This window comes from Nocardia sp. NBC_00511, assembly GCF_045161165.1.
Taxonomy (GTDB): domain Bacteria; phylum Actinomycetota; class Actinomycetes; order Mycobacteriales; family Mycobacteriaceae; genus Nocardia.
In genome coordinates this window covers 4709927-4731493 of sequence record NZ_CP107849.1, presented here as the reverse complement: position 1 = coordinate 4731493, position 21567 = coordinate 4709927, and the positions used below count along the sequence as shown (strand labels likewise).

General features: G+C 68.8%; 15 protein-coding genes and 1 pseudogene. 9 read left to right on the top strand and 7 right to left on the bottom strand.

What is annotated here, in order from left to right; translation table 11 throughout:
* Window positions 1-104 precede the first annotated feature (104 nt).
* The 3 genes from OG300_RS22175 to OG300_RS22165 all read left to right on the top strand — a co-directional run bounded on the left by OG300_RS22175 (window position 105) and on the right by OG300_RS22165 (window position 2295).
* The gene (locus OG300_RS22175) at window positions 105-443 is read left to right on the top strand and encodes a nitroreductase/quinone reductase family protein (protein WP_405484509.1); all 339 of its coding nucleotides are present in this window, start codon (window positions 105-107) and stop codon (window positions 441-443) included.
* Between the two features lie 154 nt (window positions 444-597).
* Window positions 598-969: a hypothetical protein gene (locus OG300_RS22170; RefSeq protein WP_405484507.1), complete on the top strand. Its 372-nt coding sequence runs from the start codon at window positions 598-600 to the stop codon at window positions 967-969.
* 153 nt (window positions 970-1122) lie between these two features.
* Window positions 1123-2295: an alpha/beta hydrolase gene (locus OG300_RS22165; protein WP_405484505.1), complete on the top strand. Its 1173-nt coding sequence runs from the start codon at window positions 1123-1125 to the stop codon at window positions 2293-2295.
* A 117-nt stretch (window positions 2296-2412) separates the two neighbouring features.
* On the opposite strand, the gene OG300_RS22160 is transcribed toward OG300_RS22165, so the two are convergent.
* Both OG300_RS22160 and OG300_RS22155 read right to left on the bottom strand, forming a co-directional pair.
* Window positions 2413-5268: an arabinosyltransferase domain-containing protein gene (locus OG300_RS22160; RefSeq protein WP_405498630.1), complete on the bottom strand. Its 2856-nt coding sequence runs from the start codon at window positions 5266-5268 to the stop codon at window positions 2413-2415.
* A gap of 453 nt (window positions 5269-5721) precedes the next feature.
* Window positions 5722-5970 (bottom strand): annotated as a pseudogene (locus OG300_RS22155) (indolylacetylinositol arabinosyltransferase); the annotation flags it as partial.
* Window positions 5971-6207: 237 nt separating this feature from the next.
* Between OG300_RS22155 and OG300_RS22150 the strand changes: the two are divergent.
* On the top strand, window positions 6208-7707 hold the full coding sequence (locus tag OG300_RS22150) for an MFS transporter (RefSeq protein WP_405484503.1): 1500 nt from the start codon (window positions 6208-6210) through the stop codon (window positions 7705-7707).
* 337 nt (window positions 7708-8044) lie between these two features.
* On the opposite strand, the gene OG300_RS22145 is transcribed toward OG300_RS22150, so the two are convergent.
* Window positions 8045-8884 (bottom strand): LysR family transcriptional regulator, encoded by an 840-nt coding sequence (locus OG300_RS22145; protein ID WP_405484501.1) that lies wholly within the window; start codon window positions 8882-8884, stop codon window positions 8045-8047.
* A gap of 194 nt (window positions 8885-9078) precedes the next feature.
* Between OG300_RS22145 and OG300_RS22140 the strand changes: the two genes are divergently transcribed.
* The 4 genes from OG300_RS22140 to OG300_RS22125 all read left to right on the top strand — a co-directional run bounded on the left by OG300_RS22140 (window position 9079) and on the right by OG300_RS22125 (window position 17204).
* Window positions 9079-9849 carry an alpha/beta fold hydrolase gene (locus OG300_RS22140; protein ID WP_405484499.1) on the top strand — a complete coding sequence of 257 codons (771 nt, stop codon included), beginning with the start codon at window positions 9079-9081 and terminating at the stop codon, window positions 9847-9849.
* A 291-nt stretch (window positions 9850-10140) separates the two neighbouring features.
* On the top strand, window positions 10141-11925 hold the full coding sequence (locus OG300_RS22135; RefSeq protein ID WP_405484497.1) for a PQQ-binding-like beta-propeller repeat protein: 1785 nt from the start codon (window positions 10141-10143) through the stop codon (window positions 11923-11925).
* 91 nt (window positions 11926-12016) lie between these two features.
* The gene (hutH, locus tag OG300_RS22130) at window positions 12017-13558 is read left to right on the top strand and encodes a histidine ammonia-lyase (RefSeq protein ID WP_405484495.1); all 1542 of its coding nucleotides are present in this window, start codon (window positions 12017-12019) and stop codon (window positions 13556-13558) included.
* 169 nt (window positions 13559-13727) lie between these two features.
* Window positions 13728-17204: a tetratricopeptide repeat protein gene (locus OG300_RS22125; RefSeq protein WP_405484493.1), complete on the top strand. Its 3477-nt coding sequence runs from the start codon at window positions 13728-13730 to the stop codon at window positions 17202-17204.
* A gap of 3 nt (window positions 17205-17207) precedes the next feature.
* Here the strand turns inward: OG300_RS22125 and OG300_RS22120 are convergent, their stop codons facing one another.
* From OG300_RS22120 to OG300_RS22110, 3 genes are all read right to left on the bottom strand, one after another.
* Entirely contained in the window at window positions 17208-18593 is a 1386-nt protein-coding gene (locus tag OG300_RS22120; protein WP_405484491.1) for an ABC1 kinase family protein, read from the bottom strand.
* The gene (locus tag OG300_RS22115; protein WP_405484489.1) at window positions 18593-19108 is read right to left on the bottom strand and encodes an Imm42 family immunity protein; all 516 of its coding nucleotides are present in this window, start codon (window positions 19106-19108) and stop codon (window positions 18593-18595) included. The genes OG300_RS22120 and OG300_RS22115 overlap by 1 nt, the downstream gene beginning before the upstream one ends.
* 140 nt (window positions 19109-19248) lie before the next feature.
* A complete protein-coding gene (locus OG300_RS22110) occupies window positions 19249-19623 on the bottom strand; it encodes a winged helix-turn-helix transcriptional regulator (protein ID WP_405484487.1) in 375 nt (124 codons plus the stop codon).
* Window positions 19624-19695: 72 nt separating this feature from the next.
* Between OG300_RS22110 and OG300_RS22105 the strand changes: the two genes are divergently transcribed.
* Window positions 19696-20529 (top strand): SDR family NAD(P)-dependent oxidoreductase, encoded by an 834-nt coding sequence (locus OG300_RS22105; RefSeq protein ID WP_405484485.1) that lies wholly within the window; start codon window positions 19696-19698, stop codon window positions 20527-20529.
* On the opposite strand, the gene OG300_RS22100 is transcribed toward OG300_RS22105, so the two are convergent.
* Window positions 20471-21559: a HoxN/HupN/NixA family nickel/cobalt transporter gene (locus tag OG300_RS22100; RefSeq protein ID WP_405484483.1), complete on the bottom strand. Its 1089-nt coding sequence runs from the start codon at window positions 21557-21559 to the stop codon at window positions 20471-20473. The two genes, OG300_RS22105 and OG300_RS22100, sit on opposite strands and share 59 nt — an antisense overlap.
* Window positions 21560-21567 lie beyond the last annotated feature (8 nt).

Sequence of the window (21567 nt, the reverse complement as noted above, 5' to 3'; positions counted from 1 at the left end):
TAGCCCGCCGCCCGGGGCGGCGCTGGCCGCCGCCCCGGGCCGGGTTCGGCGCACGGTGCTAGCGTGCTCGGTAGACCGATCGGTCACCTGGGAGGAGTACGCGCATGGCGCTGAAAGACATTGTGGGCGGGGTCAACAGCGGCATCGTCGCATTGACCAAGCTGCCCGTCATCGGCCCGATCGTGGGTCGTGGACTGGTCGAGATCACCTACGTCGGCCGCAAGTCCGGCAAGACGTTCACCACCCCTGTCGGCTACCGACGCTCCGGCGACAAGATCCTCATCGGGGTCGCCATGCCGGACAAGAAGAGCTGGTGGCGCAACTTCCTGGGCGCGGGCGGCCCGATCACCCTGCGCCTCAACGGAGTTGACCGCACCGGCCACGCCGTCACCAATCGTGACGGCAGCAAGGTGACCGTCGTCGTCACCCTCGACGCGGCCTGAAAAATCCCCGGCCTGCCCCTCGCGGCGGACGCTGCTCCGGCGAGGTGCGTTGCCTAGCGGCTCCGGGCGTGCCAGCCTGGATTGCGAGACGCAACATGCCTGCTGAGCCGCGCCGTTCGAGGCGCGAGCGGTTCGGCCCTTCGAGGAGGTAGCCGTGAGGTTTCGTTCGGGGATCACCGGTGAGCTGGCACTGTGGGTCGGCGTCGAATTCACCGACGCCGACCGGCGGTCCCTGGATGTCGCCTGGCGGCTCGCGGACCCGGCCGCGCACAAGAAGTTCGAGTACGCGCGCCTGTTCCTGGTGACGTTCACCCCGCAGCCGCAGCGCGCCTACCTCGAACTCATCGACGGCCGCGCGGGCACCTCGCTGCGGCTGCCCGAAGATCTGCCCGCGGGCGACTACGCCATCGATGTCGACGCCTACGGCAGCGCGAGCTGGGGCGACGGTAAACTCGACGCCCGCGGTCGCAGCGTGGTCTTCGGCGTCGCGGCCCCGCAAGGCATTCCGGTCGCCACGGATTTGTAGCGCTTCCGCCCCGAGCCTCCCGGATTCGAGGCGACCCACGATTCGGCAGCGGATATGCTGCACGGCGAACCGTCGCGCGGGTACGCGATTCAGGCGGGGGAACGCGTGGGGAAGCGGCCCGGTGGGCCGCACAACGGAAGGGCATAACAGGATATGGGTGGCGTGGCTGTGCGAGGGGCGCAGGAGCGCCGACACAGATCCCGGGGTGGATGGGCCAAGCGCGGAGTCATCGGAGCCGTGGTCGCATTGCTGCCGTTCGGGGTGTCGGTGGTAGCGGCCGGACCCGTTGCGGCGGATACGAATCCGTCCGCGTTCGACTTCTATGTGGACTCCAGCATGGGGTCGGTCAAATCCCGGATCGTGCGGGCGGCGGACGGCAATACCGATCGGGTGGTCTACCTGCTCGACGGCGAGCGCGCCCAGAACGACTACAACGGCTGGGAGATCCACTCCGCCATCCCGGCGGCACTGGCCAAGTTCAATATCAATGTGGTGATGCCGGTCGGCGGCGAGTCCAGCTTCTACGCGGACTGGGACGCCCCGAGCAGCTTCGCGGGCGTCAACCCCGACGCCTCGCTGTTCCCGAGCCGGGACTCCGGCTCCGCGGTGGCGGGCTGGGACGAGACCTCCGGCAAGACCTACACCTACCAGTGGGAATCGTTCCTCACCCGGGACCTGCGCGACGCGCTGCGAGATCGCCTGGGCTTCAGCGATTCCCGCAACGGCATCTTCGGGCTGTCCAGCGGTGGCAGCGCCGCACTGCTGATGGCGGCCTACCATCCCGACCAGTTCGACTATGCCGGTTCGCTTTCGGGCTACCTGTACATGTCCGCGCCGGGCATGCGGGAGGCGCTGCGCGCCGCACTGTTGGCCGCCGGTGGCTACAACATCGATTCGATGGCGGCCGCGGGCAGCGCGAAGTGGGCGCGCATGGACCCCTACGGTTTCGCACCACAGCTGATCGCCAACAACACCCGGCTCTACATCGCGGCGGGCAGCGCGATCCCGGCGCAGCAGGACCTGTCCTCGGCGGACGCGGTGATCCAGGGCATGCCCCTGGAAGGCATCGCGCTGGCCAATACCAAGGCCTTCCAGTCGCGGTTGCAGACCCTGGGCTACGACAATGTCACCTACGACTTCCCGAGCATCGGCGTGCACAACTGGGGCAACTGGGAACAGGTCGCCAACCGGATGCTGCCCGACCTGGCGCAGCACATCGGCAAGCCGCTGCCCGCGGGGCAGCAGCCTCCCGGTCAGCCGCCCGCCGACGGGCAGGGACCGCCGCCGGGTGATCAGCCCGCGGGCGGTCAGGCTCCGCAGAACTGATCGATAGTACGAAGCACACGAAATTCGAAGTACACGAAATTCGAAGTACACAAAACTGATGCCGCCCTCCGCGATCGCGGAGGGCGGCATCAGTTTTCGTTCAGGAGGTCCCTGGTGTCAGGGTTGCTGCCCGGCCGACGGATCGACCCGGATGGGCGCGTCTTTCGACCAACCCCAACGGTTTTCGACCTGCACGTCGAGCGTCGCGGCCGGTGCGTCCACGTACGGTGTGAGCCGGTCCAACTCGCCCCAGTCACGAGTCCAGTCGTGATCGAGGTACGCCGGAACGGCCTGTGAACGCAGCGTCAGGTCGGCCCAGCCCAGCGGCCCGCCCCCGTCCTCGCCCTGCCAGGTCTGCGCCACCTGGGCATTGAGCTTGTCGGGCTGGATCCGCCAGCCCGGCACCTGCGCCACCCCATCCTGGTGATCGAAGGGGTGCTGACACGGGAACGCCAGGCCCACATGGAAATCCGTGAGCACCGGGGTGTCGCGGCCGACCACGGTGTTCAGGGTGGACAGCTTCGGCAGTCGCGGCGGGACGACGGCCAGCCACTGCTGGCCGGTCGGATCGTCGGTGGCGGCGACGAGTCGAATCGCATTGGCCTGCGCCGGGATTCGATCCAGGGCGACCGGCAGGTTCCGCCAGCCCGGAGCGCCGCCGAGGCCCGGCGGCACCAATCCGCCCAGCGGAGTGACGGTGCCGTCGTCGGCGCGATGCGCGAACTCCAGCCGCAACTGCGCTCCGTCCACCCGGTGGCCGTCCGCTTCACCGGCGATTCGACCGGCCACGGTCAACACCAGTACCTGATGCGCGGAATCCTGTCGCGCGGCGGCATCCAGGCGATACCACTGCGTGGTCAGATGCGCGGACTGCGCGGGACCGGTGGCGTAACTGCCCAGCACGGGCGTGCGTTTCGGATCCAGGCCGAACGGCAGTGCGACTGTGCTGCCGTTGATTCCAGCCTCCGGCTTGGGCTTGTCGGCCGCCCCACCCGGCGGCGGTCCGGGCTGTTTGCGCCCGCCACCGCTGCCGCCGCCGGGACCGCCCGGACCTTCGGGGGTCAGGTCGCCGACGCCGTTCGAGGTGAAACCGGAAGCGTCAGTGGACAATCCGTCGGCAGCCGTGCCGGTGTACGGCGTGAGCAGGGAGTCGGCGGTGTCGGTTTCGACCAGCACGTCGTCGGCCATCGCACACGGCTTGCCCTGTAGTGCCCGCAGATTCGACAGTCCGACCGAGTAGGCCGGGTACTGCGAATATGCCGCGATACCCAGCGTCGCCACCTCGAACACGACCAGCGCCGCGGCTGCCACGGTGAGTGGACGCACCGCGAATCGCTCGAAAGAGCCTGTTGCCGAGGCATTTCCGACGCAGTACGGCTCGCGGAAGTACTGCCAGGCCGCGACGACCAGGCACACGCACGCCAGGCCGAACAGGGCCGTGGACACCTGCACGCCGCCCACCGTCGGCGCGAGGTTCGGCCAGGCGACGCCGTAGCCGGAGACGTACCACCAGCCGTTGGATCCGGTGAAGCAGTACGCCACCAGCGCCAGCACCCCTGCCGCGAACAGTGTCCGATAGTGCCGGGCGCGAATCCCGATGCGGCTCACCGCGACCGTGGCCACCGCCGCCAGCGCTGCGGCCAATCCGGCGTACACGCCGAAGTGGTGGGTCCACTTGGTCGGAGTGAACGCCATCAACACCTGCGACATCGCCACCATGGCCAGCAGCCGGGTGACCGGGCCGCGCGCGGTCTCGGGGATGCGCCCGCCCTTGCGCAATGCGATCAGGACGCAGACGGCCAGGCACAGCAGCATGGCGAGGACACCGAAGCGGCGGCTCAGCGACCCGTCCGGGGTCACGTGCAGCAGCGCCGCCCAGCGCACCGGCTCGTCCGGCCATGAATAGTTCGGCCCGACCAGCTTGCGCACGCGCGTGGCTTCGAGGACCGACGCCAGGGTTTGATCGGCGAAAACCACGACCAGCACCAGGGTTCCGGCCGCCGCGACCGGCGCGATGCGGGCGCAGTAGCCGAGTACCCGGCGAGCCTGCCCGGCGGATTCGGTGCGGGTGCGGGTGACCAGCGTCTGGAGCACGCGCCGCGAACCGGCGAAAAGTGCTGCCAGACAGATCAATCCGGAGGGTCCGGCCGCCAGCGAGAGGGCCGCGATCAGCACCGCGACAGCGGCGGGGAGCAGTCGCCGGGTGGCGATCGCGCGTTCGATCGAGCACCAGGTCAGCAGTGCGCCCAGCGCGATCAGTGGTTCCGGGCGCAGGCCGTTGTTGTACGGCAGCCACATGGCCAGGAAAGCCAGCGCCGCGGTCCAGCGCGCCACTGTGCTCGCCCGCACCCGGGAACCCAGGCGCGGCAGCACCTCCCGGCTGATCACCCACCAGCACAGCAGTCCGGCCAGCAGCGCGGGTAGCCGCATCCAGACTCCGGAGTCGGCGATCCGGGTCATCTGCGCCAGCACCTCGTACGGCCAGCCGAACGGAGCTTCCGCCACCCCGAACCAGCGGTAGTAGTTGGCGGTGTACCCGGCATGCCGCGACACCCGCGCCATGGTGAGGATGTAGCCGTCATCAGAAGTGTTGGCCCCGAACACATGCCAGAACGCCATGGTGACCAGCACCAGCGCGTCGGTAGCCGTGAACCGCCACCAGCGGGCGGGCAGGAACCGGCGCGAACGCCGCCCGTCCCCGGAATCGATGAGATACAGGCAGGACAGCGCCACCAGAGTGCACAGCACCGCGCCCGCGATGGCGGCCAGCTTCAGCGCGCTCGGAGTCGACGAGAAGCGCGAGTCGATCGCCGCGTGCAGATGCGCGTCACCGAGCTTGGCGCGATCGAGATCGGTGTAGACGCCGACCACCTGCGGCCGCACATCCTTGTCGACAGTCGTGCGAAATGCGCTGCCGTCCGGCCGCTTCAGACCCGTCAACTCCACAGTGGTGGCAGTCGCGGTGGAATGCACGACCAGCGCCGTGCACCCGCCCGCCGGTGCCAGATTCGGAGTCTTCGCGATCCCGGAGCCGGGACCGATAGCCGTATTCAGGTCCGGCTGAGCACCATTCGCAGGCGGCCGAGGCGCATCAGCTGGCGGCGTCGAGCCGGGTGGGGGTGTCGAGCCTGGCGGGGGAGTTGACCCGGGTGGGGGAGTAGCGCCCGGCGGGGGAGTAGCGCCCGGCTGCCCCGGCGAACCTTGCTGCGGTGTCGACCCCGGCGACGGACTGATACCCGACGTAGGAGGTTGTCCTGCTGATGGATTCGCGCCAGGTGTTGGTTCGGTGGTGGTTCCGGACGGGGTGCTGGTAGGTGGAGTGCCGCCCGAAGCGGATCCGTCCGCAGGCTCGGATGCTGTTCCGACACCGGTGATTTGGAAGATCGAAGCGGTGAGGAGTGGGGTGCCGCGCAGCATGACCGACAGGGTGCGACCGGTTCCCGGGGTGTCTTCGACCTTGGCGACCAAGGCCTGGGCCGCGGCGCCCGGGGCCTGTGTGGGCACGGTGGACAACACGGTGCCGCTGGCCATATCCCGCAGGGCGGTGCACGGCACACTCGCGTCCAAGCTGAGCGGCACGTAGTCCACCAGCGGCGCGGTGACCTGAACTGCCTGTGCCTGTGGCCAATCCAGGCTCGCTCGATCCTGCCGAACCGGCAAAAGCGGTGTTATCACCGCTAACACGACACCGAGCACCCCCGCTATGAGGGCGATCAGTCTGACTTGGAAACTTCCCCCGGAAACTGAACGCACGAACGCCGATGCTAGCCATCGCCTTCGCGAAGTACCGCACCAATTCCGCCGCACCCGTATTCTCGCAGTTCGCCTGGCATATCCGCGGCCTGCTCTACTGTTTGGCCGGAACGTCGGCGGGTAGACGTAGTACGCGCGTAAACGGACTCGGGAGTCGTGATGGCGGAGGTACTCGACAAGGGTGGCGTGGTGCGGACCTTGGTGCCCGCCCGCATCGACCGATTGCCGTGGTCCAGTTTCCACACCCGCATGGTGGTGGCGCTGGGGGTGGCGTGGATTCTCGACGGGCTCGAGATCACCGTGGCCAGTTCGGTCGCCGACACCTTGACCAAACCCGAGACGCTGCACATGTCTTCGACGGCGGTCGGACTGGTGGCGACCGTCTACCTGGTCGGTGAGGTGTTCGGGGCGCTGCTGTTCGGCAACCTCTCCGATCGGCTCGGGCGCCGCAAACTGTTCCTGGTCACGCTGGGCGTCTACCTGGTCGGCAGTGGGCTCACCGCGGCCACCCTGGGCAACGGCGCGGGCTGGGTGGCGTTCCTCTACGCCACCCGGTTCATCGCGGGCATGGGTATCGGCGGCGAGTACGCGGCCATCAATTCCGCCATCGACGAACTGATTCCGGCCCGCTTCCGCGGCCGCGTCGACATCGCGGTGAACGGAACCTATTGGGCCGGTGCGATCATCGGCACGCTGGGCACCTTCATCCTGCTCAACCATATGAGCCTGTCGCTGGGCTGGCGGCTGGGCTTCCTGATCGGTCCGGTGCTGGGCCTGGTGATCCTGCTGGTGCGCCGCAATCTGCCGGAGAGCCCGCGCTGGCAGATCATGCACGGCCGCGCGCACGACGCCGAGGAGTCGATCAGCGAGATCGAACGTGAGGTGGCGGCGACCGGGGTGACGCTGCCGCCGGTGGACGAGTCGAAGGCCATCGAGATCCGGCCCGCCGACCGCATCGGCTATCTCGCGCTGACCCGGGTGCTGTTCCGCGAATACCCGCAGCGGGCGATCCTGGGCGCCAGCCTGATGATCAGCCAGTCGTTCCTCTACAACGCCATCTTCTTCACCTACACGCTGGTGCTGGGCAAGTTCTACGGGGTGCCGTCGTCCTCGACACCCATCTACCTGATCGCGTTCGCGGTCGGAAACCTGGTGGGGCCCTTCGCCATCGGGCACCTCTTCGACACCATCGGCCGCCGCCGGATGATCTCCGGCACCTACATCCTCTCCGGTGTGCTGCTGTCGATCTCGGCGGTGCTGTTCTACGCCGGCTGGCTCAACGCCATCACCCAGACCATCTGCTGGTGCGTCATCTTCTTCTTCGCCTCGGCGGGCGCGAGCTCGGCCTACCTGACGGTGAGCGAGATCTTCCCGCTGGAGGTGCGAGCCAAGGCCATCGCCGTATTCTTCGCCATCGCACAGGGTTTCGGCGCCCTCGGCCCGGTCATCTACGGCGCACTCATCGGCGACGGCGAACACCCGGTGCGCCTGTTCCTGGGCTACCTACTCGGCGCGGCCGTCATGATCGGCGGCGGCCTGGTCGCCTACTTTCTGGCAGTGGACGCTGAGGGCCGCTCACTCGAGGACATCGCCGAACCCCTCGCCTCCACCCGCCGCGGCAAACCCACGCGTGCCGAGGGCGCCCGGTGGCAGGCATAAGCAGAAAGGATGCCCGGCCGGGTCGAGCAGAATTCGGCACTTGCTCAGCTTAAAAGGCCGCCAACTCGGTCGGATCGTTGCAGTCGACGGTGATCGACCCCAGGTGCGGTACAGCCACCCGCAACTAGAACTCGTTGCCGTTGATGTGCGTCGATCTTGACGAAGAAGCCTCGATAGCCTCGGTGCCGACCAGATGTGCTGTGTCGAAGTGCATCTCGGCCGTCCATCACGGCCCGCGACCTCCAGTAGGCCGTCGTCGAGGTCGGCTGGTAATCGAAGCCGATTTCGCCCTGAGCAGCGGCAGTCGCTGGCGTCCTGTGCCTTTGAGGCGCAGGCATCAGAGGCGTGTCGCGGTGCGGACGAGGTCGGCGACGGCTTTGGATCTGCTGTGTGGCGGCCAGGCGATGACGGTCGTGACAGCCGGTGCGTCCGGCACCGGCACTGTCGCGTGATCCTCGCGCAGGTGGGCTCGGAGGGACTCGGGCACGACCGCGCAGGCCCGTCCGAGCGCGATCAGCTGGAACAGCTGGGTGTGGTCGCGCACCTGCGGGCCAGGTCCGTCCGGATAGCCACCGTCCCGTCGGGGCCAGCGCGGCAAGGGCAGATCCGTCAGGGCGTTGACCTCGGCTATCGACATATGAGGTCGGGTGGCTGAGGGGTGCCCAGCGGGTAGGACCACGACCTGCGGTTCGGTGTGCAGGTCCTCGGTGTCCAGTCCGGCCGTCGTGTCGAAGGGCCGCTGGAGCAGAGCAACGTCGGCGCGCCCGTCGCGTAGCAACTTTTCCTGCTCGCCGGGCCCGCACAGCATCACCTCGACGGCGACCGCGCCGGGCTCGGCGGCGTAGGCGTCCAGCAGCTTCGACAACAGTTCGCCGGCCGCTCCGGCTTTCGTGGCCAGCACCACACCGGGCCGCTCGGCAGCTGCGCGGCGGGTGCGGCGCTCGGCGGCTTCGACCGCGTCGAGTGCGGCCCGGGCCTCCCGCAGCAGCACCGACCCGGCGTCGGTCAAGGCGACTTCGCGCGCAGTGCGGTGCAGCAGAACCACTCCGAGCCGCCGTTCGAGCTGCTGGATCGCCCGAGAGAGCGGTGGTTGCGCCATGGCGAGCCGCTGCGCCGCCCGCCCGAAGTGCAACTCCTCCGCGACGGCGACGAAATAGCGCAGCTCCCGTGTCTCCACCGCGTCATCGTATCCGGCGCTGACCACGACCGATACCCGTGCGGTATCGCCGCGCACCCAGCCGGTCTTGGACGCCCCACCCGAATCCGCACGAAGATCGATGGCGTGCGCGACATCGCTTCCCGCGACGGCGTCTCCTCAACGATCCCGTTCACATCAGCAGCGAAATAGCTTTCGTACCAAGGAGTCCAATCATGTCCGAAACCGTCCAGCCGACCGAGTCGGGCGCGCCCGTGGTGGTCCTGGTGCACGGAGCTTTTGCCGACGCCTCCGGGTTCACGGGGGTGATCCGCGAGCTGACGGCCGCCGGGCACCGCGTCGTCGCGGCGCCGAATCCCTTGCGGGGTCTGGCCGGTGATGCGGCGGCGGTCCGCGCGGTCGCCGGTGACATCCACGGCCCCGTCCTGCTGGTGGGGCACTCGTACGGCGGTGCCGTGATCACGCAGGCCGCCGCCGACCTCGACAACGTGGCGGGTCTGGTCTACCTCGCCGCGTTCGGCCTCGACGAGAGCGAAAGCTGCGCCGACGCCATTGCCCCCTTCCCGCCCTCGATGCTGGCCGAGACCATACGGCTGACCTCCTACGAGGCGCACGGCGCCGCGGGCGGCCCGGACATGTACCTCGACGCGGACGGCTTCCACGCGTCGATGTGTGCCGACCTTCCCGCCGAGCTGGCCCTGGCCATGAGCCTCGCCCAAAGGCCGATCGCGGCAGCGGCATTCGCTGAGCAGGCCACGGGTGCCGGTTGGAAGTCCATCCCGTCCTGGTATCAGATCGCCCGGCACGACAACGCCCTCTCCCCTCAGGCACAGCGCTTCATGGCCGAGCGGATGGGCGCAAGCACCGAGGAGGTCGACGGCTCCCACATGGCATTCATCGCCCAGCCGCGCCGCACGGCGGACCTCATCAAGGTGGCGCTGAGCAAAGTCTCTGGTCAGCCGCTTCGTAACGCGAGCAGTGGATGAGGTCGATAGTCGGCCGATGGAATGCCGAACTCGAGTCTGTTCTTGTCGAGCCCGTTGCTGATCGTCACTCGTCCAGCGTCGAAACGGCTCCCGATCACTACATTGGCACATACTGAGCCACCCCTTCTCTGCCCGATCGGTCGGATTCTCCATGCTGCCTCGCGAACGCGGTCGGTTAGGCTGACGGCGCACGTCAAGTGGGGAGGGCATGGGGTGGGGGAGATCGTCGACAGCTCGGATAGGTTGGGGTGGAGGGCGGTTGGCGGGGCGGTCGCTGGGGTGATCGGCGCGGTGGCGGTTGTGGTGGGCGTCGGGTTCGCGGTCTACAGCCGCTGGTTCGCCTCCACGACCTCGGCGAGTTCCGAGAGGCTCGGCCATCCCACCTTCTTCAGCAGTGATTCGTGGGGTATCGACATCGCGGGTCTGCCGAGCCTGCTCGCCGTGACCGCCGTGGGGCTCGGTACCGCCGTGCTGATCGCGCTGGGGTTCGCGGTGCTACGGATCGCGCGGGGCTGGACGAGCTACCGCGGGTACGGATTCTGGTGTGCCGCTGCGGTGGTGGCGACGGTGGTGGTGTGGCCGGCGCTCGTGCTCGGCGACCATGCCGACGAAGTCTGGGACAAGCTCAGACTGGAATATCCGCTGTCGGTGCAGCTTCCGGCGGCGTTGGGTGCGGGCACGCTGATCTTTGCTGGTGCGATCCTGCTGATGCCAACCCTGAAGGCTCCCAACCGGATCCGGCAGCTTCCCCGCCGGGCGGTCGCCGTCGCGGCGGCCGCGGGGGTAGCGCTGTCGGCGGGCACGGTCGTGGTGGCGGTGCGGGCCGGTGACGACGGTCTGCACGTCGATCACATCACGGCCACCCGGGTCGCGGTCCCGGCTCTGCCGAGCGGTTTGGGACCCGAGAAGTATCGATTCGCCATTCCGGCCACCGAAACCAATAGCGGGGCGGCCGATATCGCCGACCTGGTCGCCGCCGGAACCGGATTCATCCTGTCCTCTCCCGAGGGCATCACTGCCTACGACGGCGTCACCGGCGCACCGCGCTGGCACTACCTGCGCACCCACACCAAGGATCGCGGCAACCACGGACTGCTCTACCAGGCCGGATCCCTGCGGCCCCTCGACGGCGGCGCGGTCGTGCTCGCCGAATGGGCGACATTGGGATGGACCGCTTTCGATGCGGTCACCGGCGAAATACTGTGGCAGAAAACCGATTTCACCCGTGACTACACACAGGCCGCCGAACCGGCACTACGCCCGGCGCTCGGCGTGCCCGGGCCATGGCGCGCCGCGGTGCCGCTGATCCTGGTCGACGACAACCGGATTAGGGGCTACGACGCGCGCACCGGTGCGCGGCGCTGGTCCACCGCCATCACCGACTCCGATGCGCGCAGCCACCGCGTCGAGACCGTCGTCACCGACACCGCGATCTACCGCCTCGCCGCCTGCTCCGACGACACCTCGGGCTGGGTCACCCTCACTGTCCTCGATGCTCACTCCGGAGCCATCGTCGCCAGCCGTGAACTCGATCGCCATCCCACCACCGACCGCTACGACCCCTTCGCCCACCTCGAAGCCCTCACCAACTCCGTGCTCGTGACCTGGTCCTTCGACAACCGGCAAGGCAGCGGCACCATCCTGCTGCGCACACCCGCCCAGCTCGCCACGGCCACCCCACTCGATAGGCGGTCACGCCAGATCATCGCCGCCGACCCGGCTGGTCCCGACGTCGTGATCAGCGACTACTGGACCCACGACGGCAGCAGTCCGGACCGGTTCGCGGTCCTGGACACCGAAACCGGTGCCGAGAAATACACACTGGTGGGCATGGAGGGCTGGGGCAAAGACCCCGGCCATGATCTCTTCCTCCCCGATCAGATCATCGAGACGAGCTACTCGGCCGGCCAAGTCTTGCAGGCGTGGAGCCGCGCAGACGGGCGATTGCTGGGTTCGCAGCCCATCGCCCACCCCGGACAGAAATGCTCGAACACGCCCTTGCGTGCGGTGCCGGGCGCGCTGCTCGCCGTCTGCGTCCACAAGACCACCGCGGAACTCGTCGGCTACCCGCGATAGGCCTACGGTTTCGCATGTCCGGGTCCGGCTCGAACCGCGCTCTCCGCGTGGCGTACCCGCGTCGCCGGTCCGGGGCGCTGGAATGGAGCACATGACCAGAAGTGATATCGAAGCGGTCGTTGTGGGTGCGGAGGCGTTGAGTTTGACGCAGGTGGTGGCGGTGGCTCGGGCGGGTGCGCGGGTGGAGTTGTCCGCTGCCGGGCTCGAGCGACTGGCGGAGGTTCGCCACCACATCGACGAGCTGGCGCACAGTGACCGCCCGGTCTACGGGGTGTCCACCGGGTTCGGTGCGCTCGCCCTGCGCCATATTCCGCCGGAGCGGCGAATCGACTTGCAGCGGTCACTGATTCGGTCGCATGCCGCTGGTGCGGGCGCTGCGGTGGAGGCCGAGGTGGTGCGCGCCATGATGCTGCTGCGGCTGCGCACTCTGATGTCCGGTCACACCGGCGTGCGCCCGGAGACCGCGCGGGCGCTGGCGGCTTTGCTCGACAGCGGGCTGATTCCCGTTGTGCCCGAATACGGTTCGCTCGGTTGCTCCGGCGATCTGGCCCCGCTGGCGGCGGTGGCGCTGGCCCTGATGGGCGAGGGTTCGGTGCACGGCGACGACGGTCCCCGCCCGATCGGCCCGGCCCTGCGCGAACTTGGCCTCACCCCGCTGGTTCTCGCCGAGAAGGAGGGGCTCGCGCTCACCAACGGGACCGACGGCATGCTCGGCATGCTGGTGCTGGCCATCGCCGACCTGCATCGCCTCTTCGACCTCGCCGACCTGACCGCCGCCATGAGCGTGGAGGCGCAGCTGGGCACCGACCGGGTCTTCGCCGCCGAATTGCAGGCTCTGCGACCGCATCCCGGCCAGGCGCGGTCCGCGGCGCGGATGCGGGCGGCGCTGGCCGGGTCGGCGATCGTGGCCAGCCACCGCGGCGACGACTGCCCGCGCGTGCAGGACGCCTACTCGCTGCGCTGCGCCCCGCAGGTGCACGGCGCGGCCCGCGACACGCTGACGCACGCAACCACGGTGGCCGAACGCGAATTGGCCGCCGCCATCGACAATCCCGTGGTGCTGGCCGACGGCCGGGTGGAATCCAACGGCAACTTCCACGGTGCGCCCGTCGGTTACGTACTGGACTTCCTGGCCATCGCGATCGCGGACGTGGCGAGCATCGCCGAACGCCGCACCGACCGCATGCTCGACGTGCACCGCTCGCACGGCCTGCCCGCGTTCCTGGCCGCCGACCCCGGCGTGGACTCGGGATACATGATCGCCCAGTACACCCAGGCCGGAGTGGTCTCGGAGCTCAAGCGCTGCGCGGTCCCCGCCTCGGTGGATTCCATTCCGTCGAGCGCCATGCAGGAGGACCACGTATCCATGGGCTGGGCGGCCGCCCGAAAACTGCGGCGTGCGGTGGACGGCCTGACCACCGTGCTGTCCATCGAACTGCTCACCGCCGCAAGGGCTCTGGACTTCCGCGCGCCACTGGCTCCGGCACCCGTGACCGCCGCGGCCCGGGACGTGGTGCGGCAGCGGGTGCCCGGACCCGGACCCGACCGCCACCTGGCACCCGATATCGCAGCCGTCGAGGAACTCGTCCGCACAGGAGTTTTCGACCACCTCGTGCCGGTAGCAACGGACTGAACCGAAAGCCCGGTCGCGATATTCGTCGAATGTTGTTTCGCACCAGGAAAACCGCAGAATGAGAACCCCTCTTTCCCTCATTCGCTTTCCCGATCGCACCACTGCCCCTGCGAGACACCGGAATATGGCAACTGGTGCCGTGTACAGGTCACCGGGCTAACCTGTGCTGGTGGTAGGTTCGTCCCTCGCGGGTGCTGATTCAGGTCCGGGTTCGGCGCGAGAGTTGTTCGCGCAACGGCTTTCCGAACTGTTCGAGGTGGCGGGAAATCCCACCCTCGACCATGTCGTGCGCACCACCAGGGCGCGTTTTCGCGGCACTCGCGGGCTGCCGACCATTCAGCGCATCAGTGATTGGCGTTCCGGCAAGAATGTGCCCGCCCGTTTCGCTTCGCTGGAACCGGTGCTGGCGTCGCTGATCTACCTGGCGCATCCGCGCAAGGACACCGTCGCACCCGGACTGTTGAATCTCGCCGCATGGCAACGGCTCTGGCGGGCGGCGGTGCTGGAGTCCGGGGCCGGTGGCGGTCCAGCGGCGCCGCCCGCACCCGCCTCGCACGAGACACTGCCGCCGCGAGCCAAGCTGACCGACACTCTGCCGCGCGACGTGGACACCCTCATCGGCCGCGACGACGAACTCCAGCGGCTGCTCGCGGTCGCGGGCGCGGAACGGGTGGTGTCCATCCACACCATCGACGGCATGCCCGGAATCGGCAAGACCGCCTTGGCGACCCGGGCCGCGCACCGACTGGCCGACCAGTTCCCCGACGGCCGCTTCTTCGTCAGCCTGCACGCCCACACCGCCGGGCACACCACCGCCAAACCCGCCGACGTCCTGGCCGGACTGCTCACCGATCTCGGGGTGGATCCGCGCAATATCCCGGACTCCCTGGAGAATCGACGCAACCTGTGGCGAGATCAGCTGGCGGGCAAGCGAATCCTGCTGGTCCTCGACGACGCCCACGACCACGCCCAGGTCGAACCGCTGCTGCCGAACGGACCGGACTGCCTGACCCTGATCACCAGCCGCCGTCGCCTGGTGGCACTGGACGGCTCGCAACCCTTCGCGCTGGAGACCCTCGAGCCGGACAAGGCCGCCGACCTGTTCTGCACGCTGGCCCGGCGACGACCCGGCCCCGGCGAACACGCCGCCGTCGCCGCCATCGTCGCGCTGTGCGGCTATCTGCCGCTGGCCATCGTGCTGCTGGCCGCCCGGCTCGCCCACCGCACCACCTGGACCATCGACCGCATGGCGGCGGATCTGGTTGCGGCACAAGACCGCCTGGGCGAACTGGAGGCCGGAGAGCGCGCCGTATACGCCGCCTTCACCATGTCCTACCGGGACCTGCCGCCGGAACGGCAGCGCCTGTTCCGCCGCCTGAGCCTGCACCCCGGCCCCGATATCGATCGCTACGCCACCGCCGTCCTCGACGACATCTCGGTGACCACCGCCCGCCGCGAACTCGACGCACTGTTCACCGATCACCTGCTCGACGAACCGGCGGGCGGCCGCTACCGCATGCACGACCTGCTGCGCGAATACGCCCTCGCACTGGCCGCCGACGATGCGGGCGACGGCCGCCGCGTGGTCGACCGCCTGCTCGACCACTATCAGCACCTGGGCGAACTCGCCGACCGGCAGCTCGCGGGCGGCGGCCACCCGCTGCCCTCCGCCGACACCGAACCCGCTGGCGCACCGCACTTCTCGAATCGGGTGGAGGCCCTGGACTGGCTGCGCGCCGAACGCGGCAACCTGCTCGGCTGCCTGGAATACGCGGCGGCACACCATCAGTCGGCCCGGGTGATCGGGCTGACCAGCATCCTGTCCGGACTGCTGCGCCTGGACGGCCCCTGGCCCCTGGCCATCACCCTGCACCGGCGCGCCGCCACCATCGCCGAGCACAGCGGCGATCAGGTCGGCGCCGCCGACGCCCTCAACGACCTCGGCATGGTCCGCTACGCCACCGGCGACTATCCCGGCACCGCCGACCTGGTGCGGCAGGCGCTGGCCATCTATCAGCAGGTCGGCGATCAGGTCGGGGAGGCGCACGCACTGAGCAGCCTCGGCCGGTTGGGTTACGCGACCGGCGACTATCCGGGCACCGCGGAGCTGGTGCGGCAGGCGCTGGCCATCTACCAGCAGCTCGGCGACCGGCGCGGGGAGGCGTACACGCTGATCGGTCTCGGCGTCGTCCGCTACATGACCGGCGACTACCCCGGCACCGCCAAGCTGGTCCGGCAGGCACTGTCGGTGTTCGAGGAGATCGGCGACCGCTTCGGCGAGGGCTACGCCCGCCACGAACTCGGCGTGGTCCGCTACGCCACCGGCGACTACCCCGGGGCCGCAGACATTCTCGGCCAGGCCCAGGACATCTACGCCGAACTCGGCGACCGCTTCAGCACCCCACACGTACTCGGCGACCTCGCCTCGGTGCGCTTCGCCACCGGCGACTATCCGGGCGCGGAAGAACTACTGCGCCAAGGCCTCGACGGCTACCGCGAGGTCGGCGACCGACTCGGCGCGGCCTACGCGCTCGGCAGACTCGGCCTCCTGCGCCACGCCACCAGCGACCTGCCCGGCGCCGGTGATCGAATGGAGCAGGCGCTCGACATCTTTCGTGATATCGGCGACCGGGTCGGCCAGGCCTACACCCTCGTCGACCTGAGCCTGGTGCGGTATTCGACCGGCGACTACGCCGCCTCCGCCGCCCAGATGGAGCAGGCGCTGGCGGTGTTCCGGGAGATCGGCGACCGCGCGGGCACCGGGTACACGCTGATCATGCTCGGCCTGGTGCGCTACGCGGGCGGCGACTACCGCAGTGCCAGAGAGCTTTTGAAACAGGCGCTGGAAATCTTCGAGGCCATCGGCGACCGGGTCGGGGAGGCCTACGCGCTGTGCTGCCTGGGGCGGCTCGAATACGCCGCCGGTGACCTGCCCGGCGCGGTCGGGCGACTGCGGCGCGCCCTCGACATCTTCGAGGAGATCGGCGACCGAGCGGGGGAGGCGTATGCCCTGAGCACCCTGGGCCGCCTGCGCTTCGCCGCCGAGGACACCGTGGTCACCGAGGAACTGGTGCTGCGCGCCCTCGGCATCTACCGCGAGATCGGCGACCGCTTCGGACAGGGATTCGCCCTGGGCGGCATGGCGATCCTGCGGTATTCGACCGGCGACCACGACGACGCCGTCACCTACGCCGAAGCGGCCCTCGACATCTTCCGCGACATCGGCGACCGGGTCAGCCAGGCCTACACCTTCATCGCGCTGGGTCTGCTGCGCTACACCCGCGGCGATCTCGCCGGAGCCGCCGAACTGGCCGAGCAGGCCCCCGCCATCTTCCGCGAGATCGGCGACCGTCTCGGTGAGGCCTACGCGTTCCTCGGCCTGGGCCTGATGCGTTACAAGACAGGCGATTACGTGGGCGCGGTCAACCTGGTGCAGCAGATCCTCGCCATCTTCCGCGAACTCGGCGAACGGCCCGGCCAGGCCGAGATGCTGGAGCGGATCACCGCGCTGTGGCCGGAATTCTCCGAACCGCAGGACGCGGTGGTGTCCTACATCGACGCCATCCGGCTGGTGCGCGAGGTACAGGTGCGGTGGAAGAAGCGCCGGGTCTGGCGCGACCTGCCGGTACCCGATGCCACCCGCTGACGGCTACACCCGCGGGTGCTCGCGCAGCCAATCCCGGTGCAGGCGGCCCAGTTCCGTCTCCGGCTCGGCATCGAAGATCCACTCCCGGGTGATCCGATGCCAGTTCGCGGTGGCGTGCAACTGGCCCAGCGTGCCGCAGGTCCAGAAGTCGGCGCGCCGCGAGAACAGATGCTCGGGCGGCAGCTGCTGCGCGCGCATGCCGTCGAACTCCGAGAGCTGCGGGTCGATGGCGTGCAGGAACGCGCCACAGGCCAATTCCGGTGTGATGGGCAGGTTCTCGTCGACCAATCGCCACTCCGCGGCCGAGAGCACGTAGTTGTAGCACTCCTGCGGCGTCACCACCGCGCGATCGGTGATGACGCCGCGCTCCACCATCAACCCGTACAGGTCGTCGAGCCGGTCCTCGGCCGCCGCCCGCAGGCACGCCGCCTCGAATGCGATGTGCTCGTGGGCCATTCGCTTGTAGAGCCCGAAATCCAGGAACACCACGCGGCCGTCCGGAGCCAGCAGCACATTGCCCGGATGCGGGTCACCGCAGAACTCGGCGAACTCGAACAGCGAGCCGACATAGAACCGGTAGACGATCTCACCGATGCGATCGCGCTCCGCGTCCGGCAGCGTGCGCATGGCGTCGAAATCCTGCCCCGCCACGAACTCGGTGACCAGCACCCGGCGACTGCTCAGCTCCGGAAATGCCTGCGGCACAGCGATGAACGGATGATCGGTGTACAGCTCGGCGACGTGCCGCTGGGTGCGCGCCTCGGTCGCGTAGTCGATCTCCTGCTCGAAACTGGTGCGCAGCTCCTCGAGGATGCCCACGGTGAAACCGGGCAGCACCCCCTGCAACATCACCCGCAGCAGGCCCAGACTGCTCAGATCCGCACGCACCGCGCGATCGATGCCCGGGTACTGCACCTTCACCGCCACCACGGTGCCGTCGGCCAGCACCGCCCGGTACACCTGGCCGATCGAGGCCGCCGCCACCGGCACCGGATCGAAATCAGCGAACAACTCGCCCAGCGGTTTTCCGAAATCCTCCTCCACCACCTGCCGCATGGCTGCGAAGTCCACCGCGGTGGCACTGTCGAAAAGCACTGCGAGCCTGCGCTGGAACACCTCACGCTGGGCGGGCGGCACCAGATCCACGTCGAGCAGCGACAGCAGCTGCCCCAATTTCATGATCAGGCCCTTCAATTCGCCGAACACGCCGACCAGCTGCTCGGCCAGCGCCAGCACCTGCTCGTCCTCCAGCCGGGCCCGCACCTCGGCGGAACGTCCGATCATCGACAGCCGGGTACGCCGCTTGCGCACCGCCTGCGCGGCCACCACCGCCCCGAGTTTGGACACCCGCGCCACCCGCGAGGTCGAGACGGGTTTCGTTCCAGCCATCACACATCCCACTTCACTGCCCGTAGAAACTCTCGCAGCACACCGGCGAATTCACCGGCGGCCAAACGACATTCGCGAACCGCGCGGCGACCCGCGACACCCCAGATCAGCCGCGCCTCACCGCTGCCCTCGACCACCAGGACGTCCCACGGATCGAACGAATCCAGGCCCGGGCGCACGAAGAACGGCCAGTAGCGCGCGCCGTCCGCGGCGATCTGCCCGTCGGAGCGGCCGTCCTCGGCGAAGAGGGCGTCGGTGACGTAGCGCGCCAGCGACTCCGCCGGGCAGGCCATCAATTCCGGTGCGTAGCGGGCGGTCTCGGCACGCAGCACCCGGTCGGCGGTCGCCGCGACAGCGCCGAGCGCGGTTTCCGGTTCGAAGCGGCCCACCGGCTCCCCGCCGCACCACCATCGCACGCGCCCGAACATCCAGTGCCCTGATTCCACATCCCCGACCGGCGCTGGATCGAGCTCGTACTCGATCGCGAAGCGGTCACGATCTCCGAGCAGCATCATCGCACCTTTTGCCGACCTTCACCGTTCGCACGGTAGGAAGTCGGCGGGGCCGGCACGCGGCACCGCAGCGCGGATATCCACGAGAACGGCAGGTGGTCAAGCATTTCCGGACCGGAAAACCGACCTCCGAACCGGAACGCTCACGAGCTCCGGTGCGCGACCGCCCAATCCGCCAGCGCCGACAGCGGATCCAGCAGGCTCTCACCCCGCGTGGTCAGGCTGTACTCCACGGCGGGCGGCACCGTCGGGAACACCTCGCGCCGCACCAGGCCGTCGGCTTCCAGCCCGCGCAGCGTGCGGGTGAGCATGCGCTGGCTGATTCCCTCGATCGCGCGCTGTAACTCGTTGTACCGGTACGGCCGCCGGGCCAGCAGCGCCAGCACCAGCAGCGTCCACTTGTCCCCGATCCGTTGCAGCACCTCGGTGACCGGGCAGAGCGCGTACTCGTCGACCGGCACCGGAGACGGCAGCTCGGTCGCCACGATCGAGGGCACACGCGTGTACGTACCGGACATGAAAGTGCCTTCTTTCGGGATGCCCGCCCGCCGCCGACGATGAGACCCGACGACCGGAGCGATGGAGGTGTGATGGCAAAGACCATTGTGATCAGTGGCGGAACCGACGGCATGGGACGAGCGTTCTCGCTGGCCCGGGCGGCGCTGGGGGACACCGTGATCGCGCTCGGTAGCGATCCGGCGAAGGGCGAGGCGCTGGCGCGAGCCGCGCGGGTGCACTTCCTGCCCGCGGACCTGAGCGTGGTCAGCGAGAACGAACGGGTGATCGCTGAGATCGAGACCGCGCACGACACCGTCGACGCCCTGCTGCTGTTCGCCAACCGGGTCTCCGCCCGCCGCGTCACGACCATCGACGGTTTCGAACGAACCTTCGCGCTCTACTACCTGAGCCGATACCTGCTGTCGCACCGGCTGACCCCGCTGCTGCGGCGGGCCGAGCGCCCGGTGATCGTGAACATCGGCGGCGTCGGCGTCCGCAAGGGTGCGATCGACTGGACGGATCCGCAACTGGCAGACGGTTACAGCGCCGTGCGCGCACAGTTGCAAGCCGGACGTGCCAACGACCTACTGGGCGTCGCGTACGCCGAATCCGGCGGTGTGCCGTATGTGCTCTACCACCCGGGATTCACCCGCAGCGGTGACCTGTCGCAGCTGAAGCCGCTGGTCCGCTGGATGATTCGCGGCCTCGCCCGGCTCTCGGCCCAACCGGTTGCTGCCGCCATCGAGCCGCTGCACGCCTTCGTGGACTACTCGTCCACCGCGCCGCTGCGTGCCGTCGATCGCGGCCGCGACCTCGAATTGTCGCTACCCACACTGGATCCCGGCGACGCCCACCGCCTGGCGGACCTCACCGCGAACCTGCTGCGCCCCACCGGTCCTCGACCCGCGCCAGACGCCAGTAGGTGAGCGCGACCGCCCACACCACGACGAACAGCCCGACGATCACGAAACCGACGTTGTTCAAATCGATTCCGGCGATCCACGCGGTGATCGGATCACTGAGGTCGAGCTTGTCGTGCAGGATCCCCACCAGTTCGATGGTGCCGATCAGGAACGCCACCGCGATCGACAGACCGGTGATGGTCAGGTTGTAGTACACCTTGCGCACCGGATTGGAGAACGCCCAGTGGTAGGCGAAATTCATGAAGGTGCCGTCGAGCGTGTCGAACAGGCTCATCCCCGCCGCGAACAGCAGCGGCAGGCAGATGATGGCGTACCAGGGCAGTCCGGCGGCCGCGCCGGAGCCGGCCATCACCATCAGGGTGACCTCGGTGGCGGTGTCGAAGCCGATTCCGAACAGCAGGCCCACCGGGTACATCTGGCCCGGCCGGGTCACCGAGCGCGTCAACCGCCCCAGCATCCGATTGAGGAAACCGCGGCTGTCGAGATGCTTCTCCAGCTCGTGCTCGTCGAACTCGCCGTGGCGCATGGCCTTGAACACCCGCCAGATCCCGGCGAGCGCAACCAGATTCAGCGCGGCGATCAGATACAGGAAGGTCCCCGACGCCACCGTGCCCAGCAGACCCAGATCCTTGCGGACCACCGAATCGTCATCGGTCAGCGTGGTCGCCAGCCGGGCCCCCGCCGCGATGCCCGCGGCCAGCAGCACCACCACCGTCGAATGTCCCAGCGCGAACCAGAAACCCACCGATACCGGTCGCTTGCCGTCGGCCATCAGCTTTCGGGTGGTGTTGTCGATGGCGGCGATATGGTCCGCGTCGAAGGCGTGCCGCATGCCCAGCGTGTACGCAGTGATGCCCAGCCCCAGGCCGAACACCTGGGTGCCGACGGTGTAGTGGTGCGGTATCACCAGCGCGAGCAGGATGCCGAAGGCGATCACATGCAGCACGGCGATCGCGGCGAGTAGTCCGCCGGTGCGAATCCAGTCGCGGCGCTCCCAGCGCAGCACGGGCACGGCGGTATCGGTGACGGTCATTATCGGAT

Coding starts and splice junctions, on each gene's coding strand:
- OG300_RS22175 (WP_405484509.1), top strand. CDS start 105: ATGGCGCTGAAAGACATTGTGGGCGGGGTCAACAGCGGCATCGTCGCA.
- OG300_RS22165 (WP_405484505.1), top strand. CDS start 1,123: ATGGGTGGCGTGGCTGTGCGAGGGGCGCAGGAGCGCCGACACAGATCC.
- OG300_RS22150 (WP_405484503.1), top strand. CDS start 6,208: ATGGCGGAGGTACTCGACAAGGGTGGCGTGGTGCGGACCTTGGTGCCC.
- OG300_RS22140 (WP_405484499.1), top strand. CDS start 9,079: ATGTCCGAAACCGTCCAGCCGACCGAGTCGGGCGCGCCCGTGGTGGTC.
- hutH (WP_405484495.1), top strand. CDS start 12,017: ATGACCAGAAGTGATATCGAAGCGGTCGTTGTGGGTGCGGAGGCGTTG.
- OG300_RS22120 (WP_405484491.1), bottom strand. CDS start 18,593: ATGGCTGGAACGAAACCCGTCTCGACCTCGCGGGTGGCGCGGGTGTCC.
- OG300_RS22115 (WP_405484489.1), bottom strand. CDS start 19,108: ATGATGCTGCTCGGAGATCGTGACCGCTTCGCGATCGAGTACGAGCTC.
- OG300_RS22110 (WP_405484487.1), bottom strand. CDS start 19,623: ATGTCCGGTACGTACACGCGTGTGCCCTCGATCGTGGCGACCGAGCTG.
- OG300_RS22105 (WP_405484485.1), top strand. CDS start 19,696: ATGGCAAAGACCATTGTGATCAGTGGCGGAACCGACGGCATGGGACGA.
- OG300_RS22100 (WP_405484483.1), bottom strand. CDS start 21,559: ATGACCGTCACCGATACCGCCGTGCCCGTGCTGCGCTGGGAGCGCCGC.